This is a genomic window from Deinococcus fonticola (assembly GCF_004634215.1).
Lineage (GTDB): Bacteria > Deinococcota > Deinococci > Deinococcales > Deinococcaceae > Deinococcus > Deinococcus fonticola.
On record NZ_SMMH01000002.1, the window covers coordinates 73,973 to 90,385 of the forward strand.

20 protein-coding genes and 1 tRNA gene are annotated in these 16,413 nt (G+C 67.6%); 12 read left to right on the forward strand and 9 right to left on the reverse strand.

The window, feature by feature from the left end; genetic code table 11:
• Nucleotides 1–34: 34 nt before the first annotated feature.
• The 7 genes from thiE to E5Z01_RS20160 all read left to right on the forward strand — a co-directional run bounded on the left by thiE (nt 35) and on the right by E5Z01_RS20160 (nt 5,977).
• Nucleotides 35–892 (forward strand): thiamine phosphate synthase, encoded by an 858-nt coding sequence (gene thiE, locus E5Z01_RS01700; protein ID WP_240738130.1) that lies wholly within the window; start codon nt 35–37, stop codon nt 890–892.
• Between the two features lie 149 nt (nt 893–1,041).
• Complete coding sequence (locus E5Z01_RS01705) at nt 1,042–1,839, forward strand: thiazole synthase (protein WP_135227789.1); 798 nt, start codon at nt 1,042–1,044, stop codon at nt 1,837–1,839.
• Nucleotides 1,836–2,816 (forward strand): FAD-dependent oxidoreductase, encoded by a 981-nt coding sequence (locus tag E5Z01_RS01710; RefSeq protein WP_135227790.1) that lies wholly within the window; start codon nt 1,836–1,838, stop codon nt 2,814–2,816. Before E5Z01_RS01705 ends, E5Z01_RS01710 begins: the two co-directional genes overlap by 4 nt.
• Nucleotides 2,813–3,574 carry a hydroxymethylpyrimidine/phosphomethylpyrimidine kinase family protein gene (locus E5Z01_RS01715; RefSeq protein ID WP_135227791.1) on the forward strand — a complete coding sequence of 254 codons (762 nt, stop codon included), beginning with the start codon at nt 2,813–2,815 and terminating at the stop codon, nt 3,572–3,574. The genes E5Z01_RS01710 and E5Z01_RS01715 overlap by 4 nt, the downstream gene beginning before the upstream one ends.
• Nucleotides 3,575–3,700: 126 nt before the next feature.
• A complete protein-coding gene (locus E5Z01_RS01720) occupies nt 3,701–4,606 on the forward strand; it encodes a histone deacetylase family protein (protein WP_135227792.1) in 906 nt (301 codons plus the stop codon).
• A gap of 47 nt (nt 4,607–4,653) precedes the next feature.
• Nucleotides 4,654–5,448 (forward strand): hypothetical protein, encoded by a 795-nt coding sequence (locus E5Z01_RS01725; protein WP_135227793.1) that lies wholly within the window; start codon nt 4,654–4,656, stop codon nt 5,446–5,448.
• Between the two features lie 403 nt (nt 5,449–5,851).
• Complete coding sequence (locus tag E5Z01_RS20160; RefSeq protein ID WP_276321222.1) at nt 5,852–5,977, forward strand: hypothetical protein; 126 nt, start codon at nt 5,852–5,854, stop codon at nt 5,975–5,977.
• Between the two features lie 151 nt (nt 5,978–6,128).
• Here E5Z01_RS20160 and E5Z01_RS01730 read toward each other — a convergent pair whose 3' ends face one another.
• The 3 genes from E5Z01_RS01730 to rpsT form a co-directional block, all read right to left on the reverse strand.
• Nucleotides 6,129–6,542, reverse strand: coding sequence for a hypothetical protein (locus tag E5Z01_RS01730; RefSeq protein ID WP_135227794.1), 414 nt, complete (start codon nt 6,540–6,542; stop codon nt 6,129–6,131).
• Nucleotides 6,543–6,616: 74 nt separating this feature from the next.
• Nucleotides 6,617–7,468 carry a M55 family metallopeptidase gene (locus E5Z01_RS01735; RefSeq protein ID WP_135227795.1) on the reverse strand — a complete coding sequence of 284 codons (852 nt, stop codon included), beginning with the start codon at nt 7,466–7,468 and terminating at the stop codon, nt 6,617–6,619.
• A 100-nt stretch (nt 7,469–7,568) separates the two neighbouring features.
• Complete coding sequence (gene rpsT / locus E5Z01_RS01740; protein ID WP_119763054.1) at nt 7,569–7,841, reverse strand: 30S ribosomal protein S20; 273 nt, start codon at nt 7,839–7,841, stop codon at nt 7,569–7,571.
• A 266-nt stretch (nt 7,842–8,107) separates the two neighbouring features.
• Here rpsT and E5Z01_RS01745 point away from each other — a divergent pair, with 266 nt between their 5' ends.
• The 4 genes from E5Z01_RS01745 to E5Z01_RS01760 all read left to right on the forward strand — a co-directional run bounded on the left by E5Z01_RS01745 (nt 8,108) and on the right by E5Z01_RS01760 (nt 10,421).
• Nucleotides 8,108–8,920, forward strand: coding sequence for a phosphatase PAP2 family protein (locus E5Z01_RS01745; protein WP_135227796.1), 813 nt, complete (start codon nt 8,108–8,110; stop codon nt 8,918–8,920).
• On the forward strand, nt 8,917–9,480 hold the full coding sequence (locus E5Z01_RS01750) for a regulatory protein RecX (RefSeq protein WP_135227797.1): 564 nt from the start codon (nt 8,917–8,919) through the stop codon (nt 9,478–9,480). The genes E5Z01_RS01745 and E5Z01_RS01750 overlap by 4 nt, the downstream gene beginning before the upstream one ends.
• A gap of 87 nt (nt 9,481–9,567) precedes the next feature.
• A tRNA-Pro gene (locus E5Z01_RS01755) sits at nt 9,568–9,644 on the forward strand.
• A gap of 60 nt (nt 9,645–9,704) precedes the next feature.
• Nucleotides 9,705–10,421 (forward strand): metallophosphoesterase, encoded by a 717-nt coding sequence (locus tag E5Z01_RS01760; RefSeq protein WP_135227798.1) that lies wholly within the window; start codon nt 9,705–9,707, stop codon nt 10,419–10,421.
• A gap of 72 nt (nt 10,422–10,493) precedes the next feature.
• Here E5Z01_RS01760 and E5Z01_RS01765 read toward each other — a convergent pair whose 3' ends face one another.
• From E5Z01_RS01765 to E5Z01_RS01785, 5 genes are all read right to left on the reverse strand, one after another.
• Nucleotides 10,494–11,099 (reverse strand): GNAT family N-acetyltransferase, encoded by a 606-nt coding sequence (locus tag E5Z01_RS01765; protein ID WP_135227799.1) that lies wholly within the window; start codon nt 11,097–11,099, stop codon nt 10,494–10,496.
• 66 nt (nt 11,100–11,165) lie between these two features.
• Nucleotides 11,166–11,777, reverse strand: a complete 612-nt coding sequence (recR, locus tag E5Z01_RS01770; protein WP_119763046.1) for a recombination mediator RecR — start codon at nt 11,775–11,777, stop codon at nt 11,166–11,168.
• Between the two features lie 58 nt (nt 11,778–11,835).
• Nucleotides 11,836–12,126, reverse strand: a complete 291-nt coding sequence (locus E5Z01_RS01775) for a YbaB/EbfC family nucleoid-associated protein (protein ID WP_119763044.1) — start codon at nt 12,124–12,126, stop codon at nt 11,836–11,838.
• A gap of 126 nt (nt 12,127–12,252) precedes the next feature.
• Nucleotides 12,253–12,927, reverse strand: a complete 675-nt coding sequence (locus E5Z01_RS01780; RefSeq protein ID WP_135227800.1) for an NUDIX hydrolase — start codon at nt 12,925–12,927, stop codon at nt 12,253–12,255.
• Between the two features lie 101 nt (nt 12,928–13,028).
• Nucleotides 13,029–15,113 carry an amylo-alpha-1,6-glucosidase gene (locus E5Z01_RS01785; protein WP_135227801.1) on the reverse strand — a complete coding sequence of 695 codons (2,085 nt, stop codon included), beginning with the start codon at nt 15,111–15,113 and terminating at the stop codon, nt 13,029–13,031.
• 613 nt (nt 15,114–15,726) lie between these two features.
• On the opposite strand from E5Z01_RS01785, the gene E5Z01_RS01790 reads away from it, so the two are divergent.
• The gene (locus E5Z01_RS01790) at nt 15,727–16,056 is read left to right on the forward strand and encodes an FKBP-type peptidyl-prolyl cis-trans isomerase (RefSeq protein ID WP_119763037.1); all 330 of its coding nucleotides are present in this window, start codon (nt 15,727–15,729) and stop codon (nt 16,054–16,056) included.
• A gap of 74 nt (nt 16,057–16,130) precedes the next feature.
• Here E5Z01_RS01790 and E5Z01_RS01795 read toward each other — a convergent pair whose 3' ends face one another.
• Nucleotides 16,131–16,349, reverse strand: a complete 219-nt coding sequence (locus E5Z01_RS01795) for a hypothetical protein (protein ID WP_119763035.1) — start codon at nt 16,347–16,349, stop codon at nt 16,131–16,133.
• Nucleotides 16,350–16,413: the final 64 nt, after the last annotated feature.

A 16,413-nucleotide genomic window follows, 5' to 3' on the forward strand; every position in this document is an offset into this window, starting at 1 on the left:
TGGACATTCGGGCGTTGTTCCCGGATGTGCAGGAATGCAGGCGAATCCTACGCGGCCCCTGGGCGTGCTGTACCTCGTCGCCACGCCCAGGGCCGGGCAGCCGGAACCAGAATTCCTGGCCCGCGTGGAGGCCGCGCTGGACGGCGGCGTGGACACGCTGCAACTCCGCTGCAAGGACTGGGAAGCCGCCCCGTACATTGCCCTGGGCGAGAAGGTGCGGGAGCTCGCGCACGCCCGGAACGTGCCCTTCTTCATCAACGACCGCGTGGACGTCGCCGCAGCGGCCGGCGCGGACGGCGTTCACCTGGGCCAGAACGACCTGCCCGTGCGGTGGGCACGCGACCTCGCGCCGCAGCTGCGCGTCGGGCGCAGCACCCACCGCCCCGAGGACGCCGAGGCGGCGCTGCGTGAGGCTCCCGCGTACTTCGCCGCCGGTCCCGTGCACGCCACGCCCACCAAACCCGGCCGCGCCCCGGCTGGTCTGGAGTACCTGCGGCACGTCGCCGCGCTGACCCCTCCGCTGCCCTGGTACGCCATCGGCGGGATCGACCTGCACACCCTTGATGCTGTCCTGGATGCCGGAGCCACCCGCGTGGCCGTCGTCCGCGCCGTGCTCGACGCCCCTGACCCCGCGCAGGCCGCCAGTCAACTCAGGGAAAAACTCGGACGAGTCCAGCTCACGGAACAGGCCGCCACCCTGCACGTCAACGGCGCGCCCCACCCGCACACGCCCGGCCTGACCCTGCACGCCCTGCTGCGCGAGCTGAATATTTCCCGTGAGCGCGTCGCGATTGCCGTCAACGACGACTTCCACCCCGGCGGGCAGGCACCCGATCAACGGTTGGAAGCCGGAGACAATGTGGAAATCGTGCGTGTCATCGGCGGGGGGTAAAGAGAGCACCTCTCTGCTGCGCCGCTTTTCGAGAACGGGAAAAACAGTGCCCCAAGGCTACGCTTCCTTTTTAAGGGGAGCTGACCCGAAGGGCCGGAGGGGTCGCACCGAGCATCAATTCCCATCTTTTCAATCTTTCTGGAGTTCTTATGTCTGATTCTTTGCTGCTGGGTGGCCGTTCGTTTTCGTCGCGCCTGTTCGTAGGAACCGGGAAGTACCGCGATTTCACGGTGATGCGTGAAGCGCTGCTGGCGTCCGGAACCGAGCTGGTCACGGTGGCAATTCGCCGGGTGGAATTGAAGGCGGCGGGCCATGACGGCCTGCTGGACGCGCTGGATCTGGATCGCTACGCGCTGTTGCCGAACACGGCGGGGTGCCGCACGGCGCAGGAGGCGGTGCGCGTGGCGAAGCTGGCGCGGGCGGCGACGGGCGTGGACTGGGTCAAGCTGGAGGTCATTCCCGACGCGAAATACCTGCTGCCTGACCCGGTGGGCACCCTTCAGGCCGCCGAGATGCTGGTGGGGGAGGGGTTCACGGTGCTGCCTTACGTGCAGCCGGACGGCGTGCTGGCGCGGGCGCTGGAGGCAGTGGGCTGCGCGGCGGTGATGCCGCTGGCCAGCCCCATCGGTTCCGGGCGGGGAATTCGCACGGCGGAGCTGCTGCGCACAGTACTGGACGGCGCGGGTGTGCCGGTGGTTATAGATGCCGGGCTGGGCGTGCCCAGCGACGCGGCGCAGGCGATGGAACTTGGCGCGGACGCCGCACTCCTGAACACGGCCATTGCCGAGGCGCGTGACCCGGTGGCGATGGCCCACGCTTTTGCGCTGGGCGTGCAGGCAGGACGTCTGGCGTGGCAGGCCGGTCGTATGGCCCAGCGCGAGGCGGCCAGCCCCAGCAGCCCGCCCGCCGGCGCGGTACGCCTGCCGGAAGTGGAATTGCCCGTATGAACCCCGGCCCCTCCCGTGAGGCCGAGGTGGTGGTCGTGGGCGGCGGCCTGATCGGTGCGTGCGTGGCTTTCACGCTGCGGCAGGCCGGCTACGCGGTGACCGTGCTCGACGCCGACCTGCCGGGCGCTGCCTGGCGGGCCGGGGCGGGCCTGCTCAGCCCGGACGCCGAGGGCCTGACCCCCGGGACGCCACTGGGGGTCTGCGCCGCCGAGAGCCTGCGGCAGTGGCCGGATTTCGCGCGGCAACTGGAGGGTGCCAGCGGCCAGAGCGTCCATTACCGCGAGGGGGTTCGGCGCCGGCAGCCGGACGGCACCTGGGCGGTGACGCCGGGCGAGGCGCAGCTTCACCCGCCGAGCGTGGTTCGGGCGGCCCGGCAGGGCCTGCCGCTACACCCTGAGCGCGTACTGCACGTCCAGTCGCGCGCCGGGCGCGTGCTGCTGAACACCGACCAGGGCACCTGGCACGCGCGGGCCGTGGTGCTGGCGGCCGGGGCCTGGAGCGCCGCCTTCGGCCTGCCCGTCACCCCGGTGCAGGGACAGGCCCTGCTGCTCGCGCTGGACGGTTCGGCAGATGCCGCCGCGTACGCCGGACGCCGGCGGGGCAGCGGCGCGCGGGCCTACACCCTGACCCGCCCGGACGGCGTGTACGTGGGCGCGACCGTTCGCCACAGCGCCAGCGTGCAACCTGACCCCCAGGCCCGGCGCTGGTTGCTGGCGGCGGCCGGCCGTTTCGGTCTGGACGGTGCTTCGGGGGCATCCACCCTGGTCGGCCTGCGCCCCGGCACCCCGGATAGCCGTCCTATCGTGGCTCCGCACCCCGCCCATGCGGGGGTCGTCGTGGCAACGGGGCACGGGCGGCATGGGGCGCTGCTGGCTCCCTGGACGGCGCGCCGCGTCCTGGGCCTGGTGGAGCGGGCGCTCGCTGGTTCGGCCCGGCCGACCAGAGGAAGCATGCCTGTGGCGCAGGGTGCCCGGTGAGCGCCCTGCCGGTGGCCCTGACCATCGCCGGCTCGGATTCCGGTGGCGGGGCCGGGCTTCAGGCCGACCTGAAGGTGTTCGAGGCGCACGGCGTCTTCGGCACGTCCGCCGTGACGCTGGTGACCGCGCAGAACACGCTGGGCGTGCATGGGGTTCACCCGCTGCCCCCGGAACTGGTGCGTGCCCAGATCCGGGCCGTGCTGGACGACTTTCCTGTGGGGGCGGTCAAAACGGGGGCGCTGGGCACCCCGGCCATCGTGGCGGCCGTGGCGGCGGAATTGCGCGGGCGAAACCTGCCGCTGATCGTCGATCCCGTCCTGCTGGCCAAGAGCGGGGACGCCCTGCTGGACGCGCAGGCCCTGCACACGCTGGTCACGGAACTGTTGCCGCTCGCCACCCTCGTTACGCCGAACCTGCCGGAATGGGACGCGCTGCAGCAGGCGGGCGCACCGGACACCCTGCCGCTGCTGCTCAAGGGGGGGCACGGGGCAGGGGAGACGGTCACGGATGAACTCCGCACGCCCGGGCATTCCCTGACTTTCAGGGCGCCGCGCCTGCACACACGGCACACGCACGGCACGGGTTGCACCCTCTCGGCGGCGATCACCGCGAATCTTACGCGGGGCCACCTGCTGCCGGAAGCCGTCACTGCTGCGTTCGCCTACCTGCAACGCGCCCTGCACGCCGCGCCTGGCCTGGGGGCGGGACACGGGCCGCTGGGGTTCCGGGTGGAAAGTGCGGCGACACCGGGAGGCTGAATTTCGGGGGGCTGAATCTCGGAGGGCTGAATCTCGGGGGGCTGCGCGCCGCTGGGTGTTCTGGTGGCGGTGCGTATTCTGGTGCCGTTGCGCGGCGGGCTTTTGCCGCAGAATTGAGCGACGCTTATGCCGCATCCTTTCCGCGCCTACTCGCCCGCCGACTTCGGGTTTCCGCTGCCCGAGGGCCACCGTTTTCCGTATTACAAGTACGCGGGCGTGCGGGATCGGCTGGCGGGCCTGCTGCCGATTCTGGACACGCCGCAGTTGACCTGGGCGGACGCCACCCTGGCACACGATCCCCTGTGGCTGCGGCGCTGGCGCAGGGGGGAGGTGGACGCCCGTGAGCAGCGCGAATTCGGGCTGCCCTGGTCGCCGGAGGTGGTGACGCGGGCCCTGCGCGCAGCGGGCGGTTCGCTGGCGGCCCTGCACGACGCGCTGGCTGTCGGCTGGGGCGCGAATCTGGCCGGCGGCACCCACCACGCTTTTCTTGACCGGGCGGCGGGCTTCTGCCTGGTCAACGACGCGGCCATCCTGACCCGTGTGGCGCTGCGGGACGGGCTGGCGCAGCGTGTGGCCGTCATTGACCTGGACGTTCACCAGGGTGACGGCACCGCCAGCCTCCTGACACCGGAAATGGCCTCTGGGCGGGCTTTCACACTCAGCATTCACGGCGCCCGCAACTACCCCTTCCGCAAGGAGACCAGTTCGCTGGACATCGGCCTGGGTGACGGTGTTGGGAATGCCGAGTACCTGCGGACACTGCGCGCGGAGGCCCTGCCTGCCCTGGACGCCTTCCGGCCCGACCTGCTGCTGTACCTGGCGGGCGCGGACGTGCTGGCCGGAGACCGTTTCGGGCGCTTTGCCCTGACGCTGGACGGCGTTCACGAGCGTAACCGGGCGGTGCTGGCCTGGGCCAGGGACGCCGGCGTGCCGGTGGTGACCATGATGGCCGGCGGGTACAACCGCGATCACGCCCTGACCGTGGAGGCGCACGCCAGCGTAGTGCTGGACGCGCTGGACATCATGAGTTGAGTGATTTACGCCAGGTCGGATGGTACTGACCCGGTATGCTCGTCTGTATGGACGGCCTTCTGAATGCGGAATTCACTTATTACCTGTTTCAGGTGATGCGGGTGGTAGTGATCGCCAGTTTCATTCACGCGCTGGTCACGAAGCAGGAACTGTACTGGCTTTTCATGCTGGGGTTCGCGGTGTTTTTCGGTGGGATCATCAGTACGATTTTCGCGCTGGTGTACGCCTTCACGGTGTTCCTGCCGTGGCTGCGCGGGCGCGGACGCGTGGCGGGACAGGCCGCAAGGCGCGGTGTGGAGGCGCTGAAGCCGCTGGACACGCGCATTCGTGAAGCCCAGGCGCTGCTGGACGAGAGTGACACCCTGCAGCGCCGCGCCGATCTGGCGGCCTTGCAGGCCAGGGCGGGCCGCGCCGCTGAAGCGCAGCAGACCTTGCAGCCGCTCCTCAGCGGCATTTACCGCGACGATCCGGTGGTGCTGCTGACTTCGGCCGAACTGGATCTGGCGCGTGGGCAGGCCGCCGAGGCTGCCGAGAAACTGAACCGCGTGGATCTGAAAACCAGCGCGGCCACCCGCACCCGCGCCCTGACACTGCTGGCGCAGGCGCTGGACGAGCAGGGCCAGGATGCCAGCGGCACCTTCGAACAGGCCATGCTGGGCGCGACCACCGAGGAACCGCGCGCCCGTTACGCCGCTTACCTGATCCGCCAGGGCCGCACCGAGGAGGCCCGCACGCTGCTGGACGCACTGGAGAAGACCGCACGCCAGGCGTCACCGCTGTACCGCCGTCAGGAGCGCGAGTGGTTCGATCTGGCGCTGAACCTGCGCAAAAACCTGAAGTAACGTTAAATTCCGGTAGGTGGGATTTTATGCGCGCTGAACGTCGGTTCGGCGCGTTTCTCATTCGGGGCGTTAAACCGCCCTTTGTGGCCAGGTCAGCCAGGGAAGGGGCATAAAGCGCGTCCAGCACTGCATGAGAGTTGCCCCAAGAGATGATCAAACGTTCATCTGGCGGTCTGGTGCCTTTACTGCCCTGGGGCGCTTTTAACAAGCGTGAAACTGCACATGACTTAATTTTTCTCACGTTCAACTCAGACGTAAATCAAGGGGGCCACTGCTCAGGGAGGTGAGGGAACAGCACCAGGGAAGTCAGCAGCAAGACACACGGGAGAAAGGCACACCGGGAACCACGTTCTGGCAGCGTGACTGCTGGGAAACAGTCGCGCCGCACTGAGGGAGGAACATCATGCGTAAATTTCTGACCGCCACCGCCATGCTCAGCCTGTTCGCCGCCGCCGGCGCTCAGGTCATCAACCCCACCGACACCAACAAGGATCAGGTGAACCGGGGCACCACCACCGCCAACCTGTAATCCCACCGATCTGGAGCAGAGGACGCATACTGCCCATGCGGTGATGAAAAATACCCGGTCAGATTGGCTGCCCCGTGTATGCAGCTTTCCACTCAGTGACCTGGAGGGAGGACAATAACGTGCGTGGGCTAATTCGCTCTCTGCGTGTCTGTTAGAAGCGCAACTCCAGGCCCAGGCCCGCGCCGAACTGACCGGCGGTGTTGCCGCGCACGAAGGTGCGCCAGCCGGCCGGGCCAAGCAGCGGCCCGCGCAGGCCCCCCTCGGCGTACAGGGCGGCACGGTTACGGTACTCCGCGCCGACAGTGGCAAAAGCGTCCACTTTCGTGAGGGGCAGGTTCAGGTCACGCAGGGTCACGCCCAGCGCGTAGCGGTTGGGGGCGCTGCCCCAGCCTTTTTCGGCGTTGCCTTCCACCCCCAGCGCCCCGATCAGGGGAACGCGCAGCAGGTAGGTTCCAGCGTGCACCCCGAAAGTCGAGGTGGTGGCATGAAGGCCGGCCCAGGCGGTCGCCCCGGCCTGGGAACAGAGGGCGAAAACCAGGGTCGTGAGGGCCAGGTGGGCTTTCATGCCCCGCACTGTAAAGGGCCGGGATGAGAGTTGGGTCGCCGCTTTTTCCCTTGGGGCTGGGTATGCCAGCGGGCTCAGCCTTCCAGACGGACTTCCCCGACTTTGGCCAGCATCCGGAAGGTCTGGAACAGGTGCAGGGCGTCCGGACTTTCCCAGCCGACGGTTCTGGCATTGACGCGCGAGACGCCGGGCACGCGCTCGCAGGCGTCCGCGCGGGCCTGGTGGTTCAGGCTCAGTTCGCACTGCGCCGGCCAGCGGGTGGTGTAGGGTCTGGCGGTGCTGGCGGCCTTCACTGCCCGCTGCGCGCCTTCGCGGATCAGGCGCTGCGCCTCGGCGGGGTGCAGGTGAATGGCCGAGTACGTGCTCAGGCCTTCCTTGACCGCCACGCAGACCACCTGCTGGCCCAGTTCCTGGGTGATCTCGGCCATCGCCACATTATCCCCGCAGGCGAACACCACCGGCACGCCGTAGTGCCCGGCCACCAGCGCGTTGATGCCGTACTCGCCGGTGTCCACGCCGTTGACCTTCACGTTGGTGACAAACCCGTTCCAGGTGTGCGCCAGCGGTCCACGCGGACTGCCGGCCCGCGCGTGATACCCCACGTAAAGCAGCGCGCCCACGCCCTTTTCATCCACGCCCTGCACCATACTCAGGGGCTTGTCGTTGCCACTGGTAAAGCGCACAGCCTCGGGCAGCAGTTCGGGAATCAGGTTGCGCATGGTGTCGTGGCTGTCGTTGATCAGCACGCCTGTCGCGCCGGCGGCCATGGCCCCCTCGGCGGCGGCGGCGGCCTCACGGGTCATGCGTTCGCGGGCCACCTGGTACTCGCCGGCATTCACCAGCCCACCGAATTCGGGTGGAGACACCTGCACCCAGGAGGCCACCCCGCACACGCCCTCCATATCCACACTGATCACCACTTTCATATGATCAGCTTAAAGGGTAAGGCTGCTCGGTGGGCAGGACGGGGTAACGCCAACAAAAAACTGCACACCCACTGGGCGTGCAGTCTCTTTAGGAGCGGTTTTAAGCCTGGGCGGCCTTGGCCTTGTTGATGGCTTTCGCCAGGCGGCTCTTCTTGCGGGCAGCGGCGTTCTTGTGCAGCGTGCCGGTCTTGGCGGCCTTGTCGATCAGGCTCTCGGCCTTGCTCTGCGCGGCAGCCACGTCGGCCCCACCGGTCAGGGCAGCAACAGCCTTCTTGGTAAAGGTCTTGATGGTGCTTTTCTTGCTGCGGTTCAGCGCGCGGCGCTTGAGGCTCTGACGGTGGCGTTTCTGAGCGGATTTGTGACGTAAAGCCATGTTTACTCTCCTTCACCCGCACGGTGGCGGGGCGGTTCCTTAGGGGCAGAACCGACGCGTCCAGCACCCGGTTCCCGGGGCGGCGCACACCAGGGCAGGTGGCCCGGTGGAGGCCCTCACAGTCGTAAAGGCAACCTCAACAGTATGCCCTGATCCCGGTCAAACATCAAGGGCGGCCAGCCTGAGGCGAAAACGGGCAACCCATCAACGGAAAAATTTCACGCCTCCTTCTTTTCTCCTGCCTTCACACCCTTAAACTGTGCCCCATGGATTCACTGTGGCTGCTGATCACCAACCTGGGGCGCGATGAAGTGTTTATCACGGTGCTGGCGCTGTACACGCTGCTGATCAACCCGCAGGGCGGGCGGCAGGTGGGCGTGGTCTTTGCCCTGAGTTACCTGACGAACACCGCCCTGAAGTACAGCCTCGACCTGCCGCGCCCCTTCACGGCTGATCCCGCGCTGGCTTCAGCCGCCGCCAGGGCCACGGCGGGCGGGCCGGGGCTCCCCAGTGGACACGCGCAGATGAGCGCCACGCTGTGGCTGGGCCTGGCCGCCGTGCAGGGCCGGGGCTGGTGGCCGGCGGCGGCCCTGGTGGCCCTGATTGCTTTCTCGCGGCTGGCGCTGCACGTCCACTATCCGTCCGACGTGCTCTCGGGCCTGCTGCTGGGCCTGGCGTTCGCGCTGCTGGCCGCCCGCGTGCCCTTCACGCCAGCCGGCCTGAGCCGCTGGTGGCCTTCACTGCTGATCGTGCTGGTCAGTCTTTTTCTGCCCGACAGTACCGCACGTGAACTGGGCACCGGGTTGGGTCTGCTGGCGGGCTTCCTGGCGGCGCGGCCCATCTTTGCCCCGCCGCGCGATCTGAGCGGGCGCCTGGTGGTGGGCGCCCTGGGCCTGCTCGTCACCTTCGCGGTGTACTTTGCGCTCTCCGCGCTGCTGCACGACCTGAGCAGCCTGCCCGCCGTGCGTGTGCTGCGCTACGCCCTCCTGGTGTTGGTGGTGACCGAGGGGGTGCCTGCGCTGCTGCGCCGCTGGTTGCCCCACACCCTCCTGCCTGCCCCGCTTCCCGCACGCGCATGAGGAAGGGCGGACGCCGTTCCGAACCGGAAGAACAACCGCCCGGCGAGTCGGCGCGGCCCACCCGCCCGAAAAGCCGCGAGGAACTGCGTGATGCTCTGCTCGGCTACGCCTTCCGTGCCCTGGGGCAGCGCGCCCTGAGTGCCAGCGAACTGCGCAGCAAACTGGAGCGCCGCAGCGAGGACGCCGAACTGATCGCCGAGGTGATGGCCCGCGTGCAGGAACTCGGGTACCAGCAAGACGAGCAGGTGGCGCGCATCGAAACGTCGCGCCGGGGCGTCGGGGCGTTCCGGGTACGGCAAACCCTCAAGCGGCGCGGCCTGGACACCGAACTCATCGACGAGACCATCCGCAGCATCGACCCGGATCAGGAACACGCCGCCGCCGTGGAACTGCTCACCCGCCGCTGGCCGTCTATTGCGCGCAAACGCGACCCGCGCGCCGCCGCCTACGCCCTGCTGGCCCGCCGGGGCTTTCCGGGCAGTGTCATCTGGCCCGCGCTGGCGCAGGTCGCGCAGGAGGCCGCCGAATCAGGCGACTTCGCCGAGCCTGACCACGAATAATTCCACCTGACCCTTCCCTTGACACTGCCGCGACCCCCCGCGTAGACTACCGCCTGCCCCTTAAAGCAGTGCCGGGGTCGTGGTTGGCGGGGCGTAGCGCAGCCTGGTAGCGCACGTCGTTCGGGACGACGGGGTCGGAGGTTCGAATCCTCTCGCCCCGACCACGAGAAAAGAGCCTCCCCACCGCGGGAGGTTTCTTCGTTGTTCCCCTGCACTGGAGTTCCATGCGCGTATTCGCCATTGCCGACCTGCACCTGTCCACCGTGACGCCCAAACCCATGACCATCTTCGGGCCGCAGTGGGCCGGGCATCCCCAGGCCATCTGGGACGAGTGGCGCAGAACCGTGCGTGAAGACGACGTGGTGCTGCTTCCCGGCGACCTCTCGTGGGCCATGCGCCTCCCCGACGCGCTGGTCGACCTAAGCCTCCTCAGCGCCCTGCCCGGTAAAAAAGTGCTGCTGCGCGGCAACCACGACTACTGGTGGCCGACCGCTGCCAAACTTCGCGCTGCCCTGCCGGCCGACCAGCACGCCATCGTCAACGACGCCATGCGCCTCGGCAACGTCGTCATCGCCGGGTCACGCGGCTGGGTCACGCCCGGCCACGACCCCCTGAATGCCGAGGACGACCGCCTGCTCGCCCGCGAAGCCGAACGCCTGAAACTCAGCCTGCAAGCCGCGCGGCAGCTGCGCCAGCCCGGCGACCACTTCATCCTGATGCTGCACTACCCGCCCGCCACGCCCCCCTACCCTGCCAACCCGCTGCTGAGCGTCATCGCCGACGCCCGGCCTGACATGGTGATTTTCGGGCACCTGCACGGCGTGTCACCCGAACGCGTGATGACGCACGTGAACGGTATTCCTGCGCACCTTGTCGCGGCGGACGCCCTGCGCTTCAAGCCCAAACTGCTGCTGGATACCGGGGATGGGGCCGCGTCATGAGCGCTTGCTCCAATGGCCACCAGATACGGTTTCGCTGGAGAACCTGAAAAGCGGACGGGCCGTGGAGGCCCGTTACCCGAGGCGGGCTTGCAGTCCGGCTTTCACCTGGGGCCACTCGTCGCGCAGGACGCTGAACATCACGCTGTCACGGGAGTGGCCGTCGGAACGCACCTGATACTGCCGCAGCGTGCCTTCCTCGACGGCGCCCAATTTATGCATGGCGCGGCGGCTGCGCGCATTGCGGGCATCCACCTTGAAGTGAACGCGGTGGGCGCCCAGCACCTCGAAGGCGCGGGTCATCAGCAGCAGTTTCGCTTCCGGGTTCACCTTCGTTCCCTGCGCGGCGGGCAGCAACATCGTGCCGATCTCCACCCAGCGGTCACTGCTTTTCGTTTCGCTGTAACTGATGCGGCCCAGCGCCACCCCGCCTTGCAACACCGCCCAGTTCACGCGGCCCGGAATAGCGTTGAGCTGGGCGATGTACGTCGCCCACGCCGCTACGCTGTTCTCCAGCGGCCCGCCACGCGAAAGGAACTGCACCGTTCCCGCGTCCGCGCCCGCCTGAATGTCCGGCGCGTGCGCCCCCGTCAGGGCTTCCAGCGTAATGAAGCGTCCCGGCAGGGCAGGGGCCTTGAGCCACTCCTCCGCCGGAACGTCGGGAACACCTTTTGCATCCATGAGCACAGCTTAAACCGGCGTCTTCACCCCAGGTTCAACTCCTGCGGGAACACCCACAAGCGCTGCCTAGCGCTGGGGGGTGGGTTTGCTGACCTGCTGGCGGCCCATCAGGGCGCGGCCCAGCGTCACCTCGTCGGCGTACTCCAGCGCACCCCCCACCGGCAGGCCGTAAGCGATGCGGCTGACCGTGGCCCCCAGCGGTTCCAGCAGGCGTTGCAGGTACAGCGAGGTGGCGTCGCCCTCGACGGTGGTGCCGGTCGCCAGGATCACTTCCATCCCTTCCTGAATGCGCGGCAGCAGGGGTTTGATGTGCAGCTTGTCCGGTCCCACACCGTTCATGGGGCTCAGGACACCGTGCAGGACATGGTACAGGCCCCGGTACTCGCCACTGCGCTCGATGGCGATCACGTCGCCGGGTTCCTCCACCACCGCGATGATGTTCTGGTCGCGGCTGGGGTCGCTGCACACGTCGCACTTCTCCGCGTCGGTGATGTTGAAGCAGATAGGACAGGTGTGCAGGTCACGCTTCGCCTCCAAGAGCGCCGATGCCAGGCGCTCGATATCCTCACGCGGCTGCTCGAACAGGTGAAAGGCCAGCCGCTGGGCCGACTTCGGGCCGATGCCCGGCAAGCGCGACAACTCGCGGATCAGGGCCAGCAGCGAGGGGGGGTGCTTCATAGGCGGCCCTTACCAGCGGGAGGCAGAACGCGGGGCGCGTGACGCGGGTTCCCGCTACTCAAAATCCGGGGATGCCCAGTCCCTTGGTCGCGTCGCGTTGCAGGTCGTCGGCTTTCCCGGCGGCGTCGTTGATGGCGGCCAGAATCAGGTCTTCCAGAGCTTCCACGTCGTCACTGTCGACCGCTTCGGGCTTGATTTTCAGGCTTTGCACTTTGCCGTGGCCGTTCATGACGACGGTGACCAGGCCGCTGGCGGTGCCTTCCACGCTCTGCGCGGCCAGCTCCTCCTGAATGCGGTTGGCGGCGCCCTGGGCTTGCTGCATCTGCTTCATCAGCTTCTTCATGTCCATAAAGTCAGTTTAAGGCATACGCCCATTCAGAAAAATTGATGGGCTTTCAGTTGTTATCCCTGGGCTATGGCCCGCTGAACAAACAGCCTTCCGCCCGTGGTTTTCCGGACTATTTCTAGCGCCTCTTCACAGCGCAGCAGTCTTGATGTTCTTGGCGCGGCGGTAGAGCTGGGCGGGGCGGCCCACGCCGCTGCGGCGCTCCCCGCTGGGCGAGAGCATGCCCTGCGCGAGCAGACGTTTACGAAAGTTGCGTTTGTCCATTGTGCGGTTGAGGACGGCCTCGTACACGGCCTGCAGTTCCGGCAGGGTAAAGGTGTCGGGCAGAAAGTCCAGGGCTAGGTTGGCGTACTCCAGCCGGATTTGCAGGCGCAGCAGCGCGCGGCGCAGGATAGCGTGGTGGTCGAAGGCCAGGGGCGGCGGGGTGTGGGCGGGGTGCCAGACGGCCCGCAGGGTGTCCCCGCCGGCGGCGACCTCCACCGTACCGTGAGGCAACACCGCCAGGTGCGCGACGCTGACCACCCGGCCACGCGGGTCGCGGTTCACTGCGCCGAAGGTGTAGAACTGCTCCAGGTGGCGCGGTTCCAGGTGGACGGCCGTTTCGGTCTGGAGTTCGCGCAGGGCAGCCTGGTCGAGTTCCTCGCCGGGGTGAACGAAGCCGCCCGGCAGCGCCCAGTCGCGGGCGTGCGGAAGGGTGCCGCGTTCGATCAGCAGCACCTGCAACTCCCCGGCGTGCATGGCGAAGGCCACCACGTCCACTGCCAGTCCAACCTGCAGGGCTTCGGGGGGCAAGGCGACCGTCATGCCTGCAATGTAGGATTAGTGTGTCAGGTACGTCAAGGGAGAAGTGTTTGCCTGTCAGGCTCTGGTGGACGCTGTGGCAGCCGTCCTCCCGCCTTTTTGGTTCAGCCTTTTTGGGCCTGATCCTTTTCTGCCAGCGACACCAGTACGTGGGCGCGGAGCACCTCGGCGACACTCCAGGCTTGGAAGGGGCAACCGCCGGGATGCAGGGCGTTCCCGCTGAAGACCTCGGACACGTGGCCCAGGCCCGCTTCCCAGAGGTGGCCCAGCAGGCCGGACAGGGCCGCCCGGGCGCGGCGCACCTCCCCGCGCGACAGCAGCAGCTCCACGTACGCACCCAGCGGCCAGGGCCACACCGTGCCCTGATGGTAAGCCGCGTCCCGGATCAGCTGCGGGCCGCCGTAATTGCCGAGGTAACGGCTGTCCAGCGGGGACAGGGTGTGCAGGCCCAGCGGCGTCAGAAGCTGCGCCTCGGCCTGGGCCAGCACGGCGTCCACCTGCGCATCAGTGGCGGGCGCGACCCCCAGCCCCAGGGCAATGACAGCGTTGGGGCGCACGCTCAGGTCGGGTTGACCGCCTGGCCCCAATCCGTCGGCCAGTACGGCGTGCTGCGAATGGGGCGCGGGCTGTTCCAGCTCTGTGGGTTCCAGCGTGCTCTGCGGCCACAAGGCATGAAAGCCCTGCCAGGCGCGGGCGTACTCCTCCGCGAACAGCGGCACCTCACCCACCCCCTCCGACAGCCGCTTCTCGGCCTCCAGCGCGGCCAGCCACAGCGCCTGAATTTCCACGGGCTTGCCGTGACGCGGGGTCACCACCCAGTCGTGAATTTTCGCGTCCATCCAGGTCAGCTGCACCTGACCTTCCCCAGCCCGCAGTAAGCCGTCTTGCGCGTCGACGCGGATGCCGTGATCGGTTCCCTCTATATGCCAGCCCAGCAACTCGCGCAGGGCTGGTAGGCACTCGCGCGCAAACGTAGCGTCTCCGGCCCTGCGCACGTACCTTTCCAGCGCCACCGCCAGCCACAGGGCCCCGTCCACGGTGTTGTACCCGGCCCCACCGCCGTCGTCATGAAAATGGTTGGGAATCAGGCCGCGCCGCACAGAGTGCAGGTAAGTGCGCAGGATGCCCTGCGCGGCCTCCGCCCGGCCTGTCAGCAGCGTCAGGCCGGTCAGGGCAATCATGGTGTCGCGGCCCCAGTCGCTGAACCACGGGTACCCCGCAATGACGCTGGTGCCGTCCGGTTGGGCGCGTTTCACCAGATAGGCGTCTGCGGCCAGCGCCAGCGTCGCCACCACCCCGTCGGTGACGCCAGTGGCCCGCCAGGCGCGTTCGATCAGGTCGTCACGGCGGCTCATTTCTGCAGCCAGCGCTTCCCATGGGTCGGGCACAGGCGGCGTCTGAGGGGTCACCCCCTGCACGCTCAGGGCCACGCGTCCTCCACCCGGCGGGAACGTCACGCGCCACAGGGCGCAGCCACGGGCGTACTCGGTACTCGGTTCGCCGCGCGCCTCGTCCAGCCGGTAATAGAGGCGCTGCACGAACGGCGCAGGCGTCAGGGGAGACACTGTGGGCTTGTTCGGGTCACCCTGCTCCGCCTCCGGCAGGTGGAGGCACACCACCGTTTCGCGCTCGCCCTGAACCGTCACGCGCTTTCCGCTTGCCTGAAACATCAGGTTGGGCGCCTGGCGGTGGACGGTATGCATGTCCCGGTCGGTAAAGAACCCACCCAGCGTCAGGGTCACGCTGTCCCGCGCCGCCACGTCGTACAGGAACATCAGTGCGCCTGACTCGCGCGGCATCACCTGCCGCCGCTGCACCCGCACGCCCCGCCAGAACTGTTCGCGCTGCGGCAGGAGGCTGTGCAGGGTTGCCCCAGACAGCAGTTCCAGCCCACAGCCCTCGAACACGCCCGGCGCGATTTCCAGCGCGTGCAGCGCTGCCTGCTCGCCGGCCACCTCCAGCTCCTCCAGTGGCGCGGCCAGGTGGGTAAAGCGTTGAACCGGCGGCCACTGACTGACCACCAGGCCCGAATAACAGCGCGTCGGCACGCCCGCCAGGCTGCTCAGGGCGAACCCGCCCAGGCCGTCTGTCAGCAGCACCTCCAGCGCTGGATCACGCGCCGCCTGTGGCCCAAAGGAGTGCCGGGAAGCCGGGCCAGGTGAAACAGAAAGAGGAACGCGAAGGGTCATGCCTCCAGCATGGCAGAGCCGCCGGATGACCCCCAACAAGGCGCGCGGCCACCTGCCGAGCTGGTCTGGAGATCCCCTCGCGTCGCCACTGGTTGGAACCCGCAGGGAAAACCTTCTGGGAAGCCGCTTTCCGGCTCGTCGCTGCGAGGCTGGGCCCCCGGCTCAAGGAGACAGACTCCGCCCCGGCATCGCCTGACTGCCTCATGACGCACGAAAAACGCCCACCTACACCAAGGTGGACGGGAAGGGGTCAATTCGGATGCCGTTAGCGGCGGTCACGCACGCGCACGGGGATAGGCACCGGCTTGGGTTCCTGAAGTCCTTTCAGGGCCTCCCTCAGCCAGTCGATAAATTCCCTCAAGCCGTTCATAGTTCCAGTCTACGCTCTGGAACTGACGAAAAACATACACGCTGACTTACCGAGCATTCACCTTCAGGGCACCGCCCTCATGCGGCCTTGACCAATTCCGGCGGGGAACGCCTGGCGACCAGAATCTGCTTCCAGTGAAAAGGCTGCTTTGGGCCTGGTTCACTTTTTCAGAGTGGTTTCATAACCTTCACGGCAGATTTACTCAGGGTCATTTTTGGGCGGGCGCCGTTTACGCTGGGAGACATGAGTGAATTGGTGGTCGACAAATATCATGAAGGCAACGGACAACCCGCCCAGGTCGGGAAGCTGGTGAAAGTCCACTACACCGGCACGCTGGAGAACGGCCAGAAGTTCGATTCCAGCCGTGACCGCGGCGAACCCATCGAGTTTCCGCTGGGCGTCGGGTATGTCATTCAGGGCTGGGATCAGGGCATCGCGCAACTGCGCGTGGGCGACAAGGCCAGGCTCACGATTCCCGGCCAGCTGGGCTACGGCGAGCGCGGCGTTCCCGGCGTGATTCCCCCCAATGCCACGCTGATTTTCGATGTGGAACTGGTCGACGTTGGCAACTGAGTAGGCAACTGAAGCTGGTACGGCCCAGCGCCCCGCTCCTCGGTTGAGGTGGCGGGGCGCTTCGCTGTTTGCGTTTACTCGTCTTTCACCGCGTCCAGCACATTGCTGTCGTCCTTGACGTAATCGCCCTGAGCGTCCAGCATACCGGTGTCTGCCGTGCCGCTGTCCGGGGTGCCGGGGCTGTCCTGCACCACGCCCGACTGGGGGGTGGGGAACTTGGTGGCGCTTTCGGAGTCAGTGCTGCGGTTTTCCTGCGGCACGTCAATAATCTCGTCGCTCGTGTGTCCGGTCATGCCCCCCAAGGTAGGGGTTGCCGGGCCTCTGAACGTGTAGCGGGCGTGAACTGCCCTTCAGGTC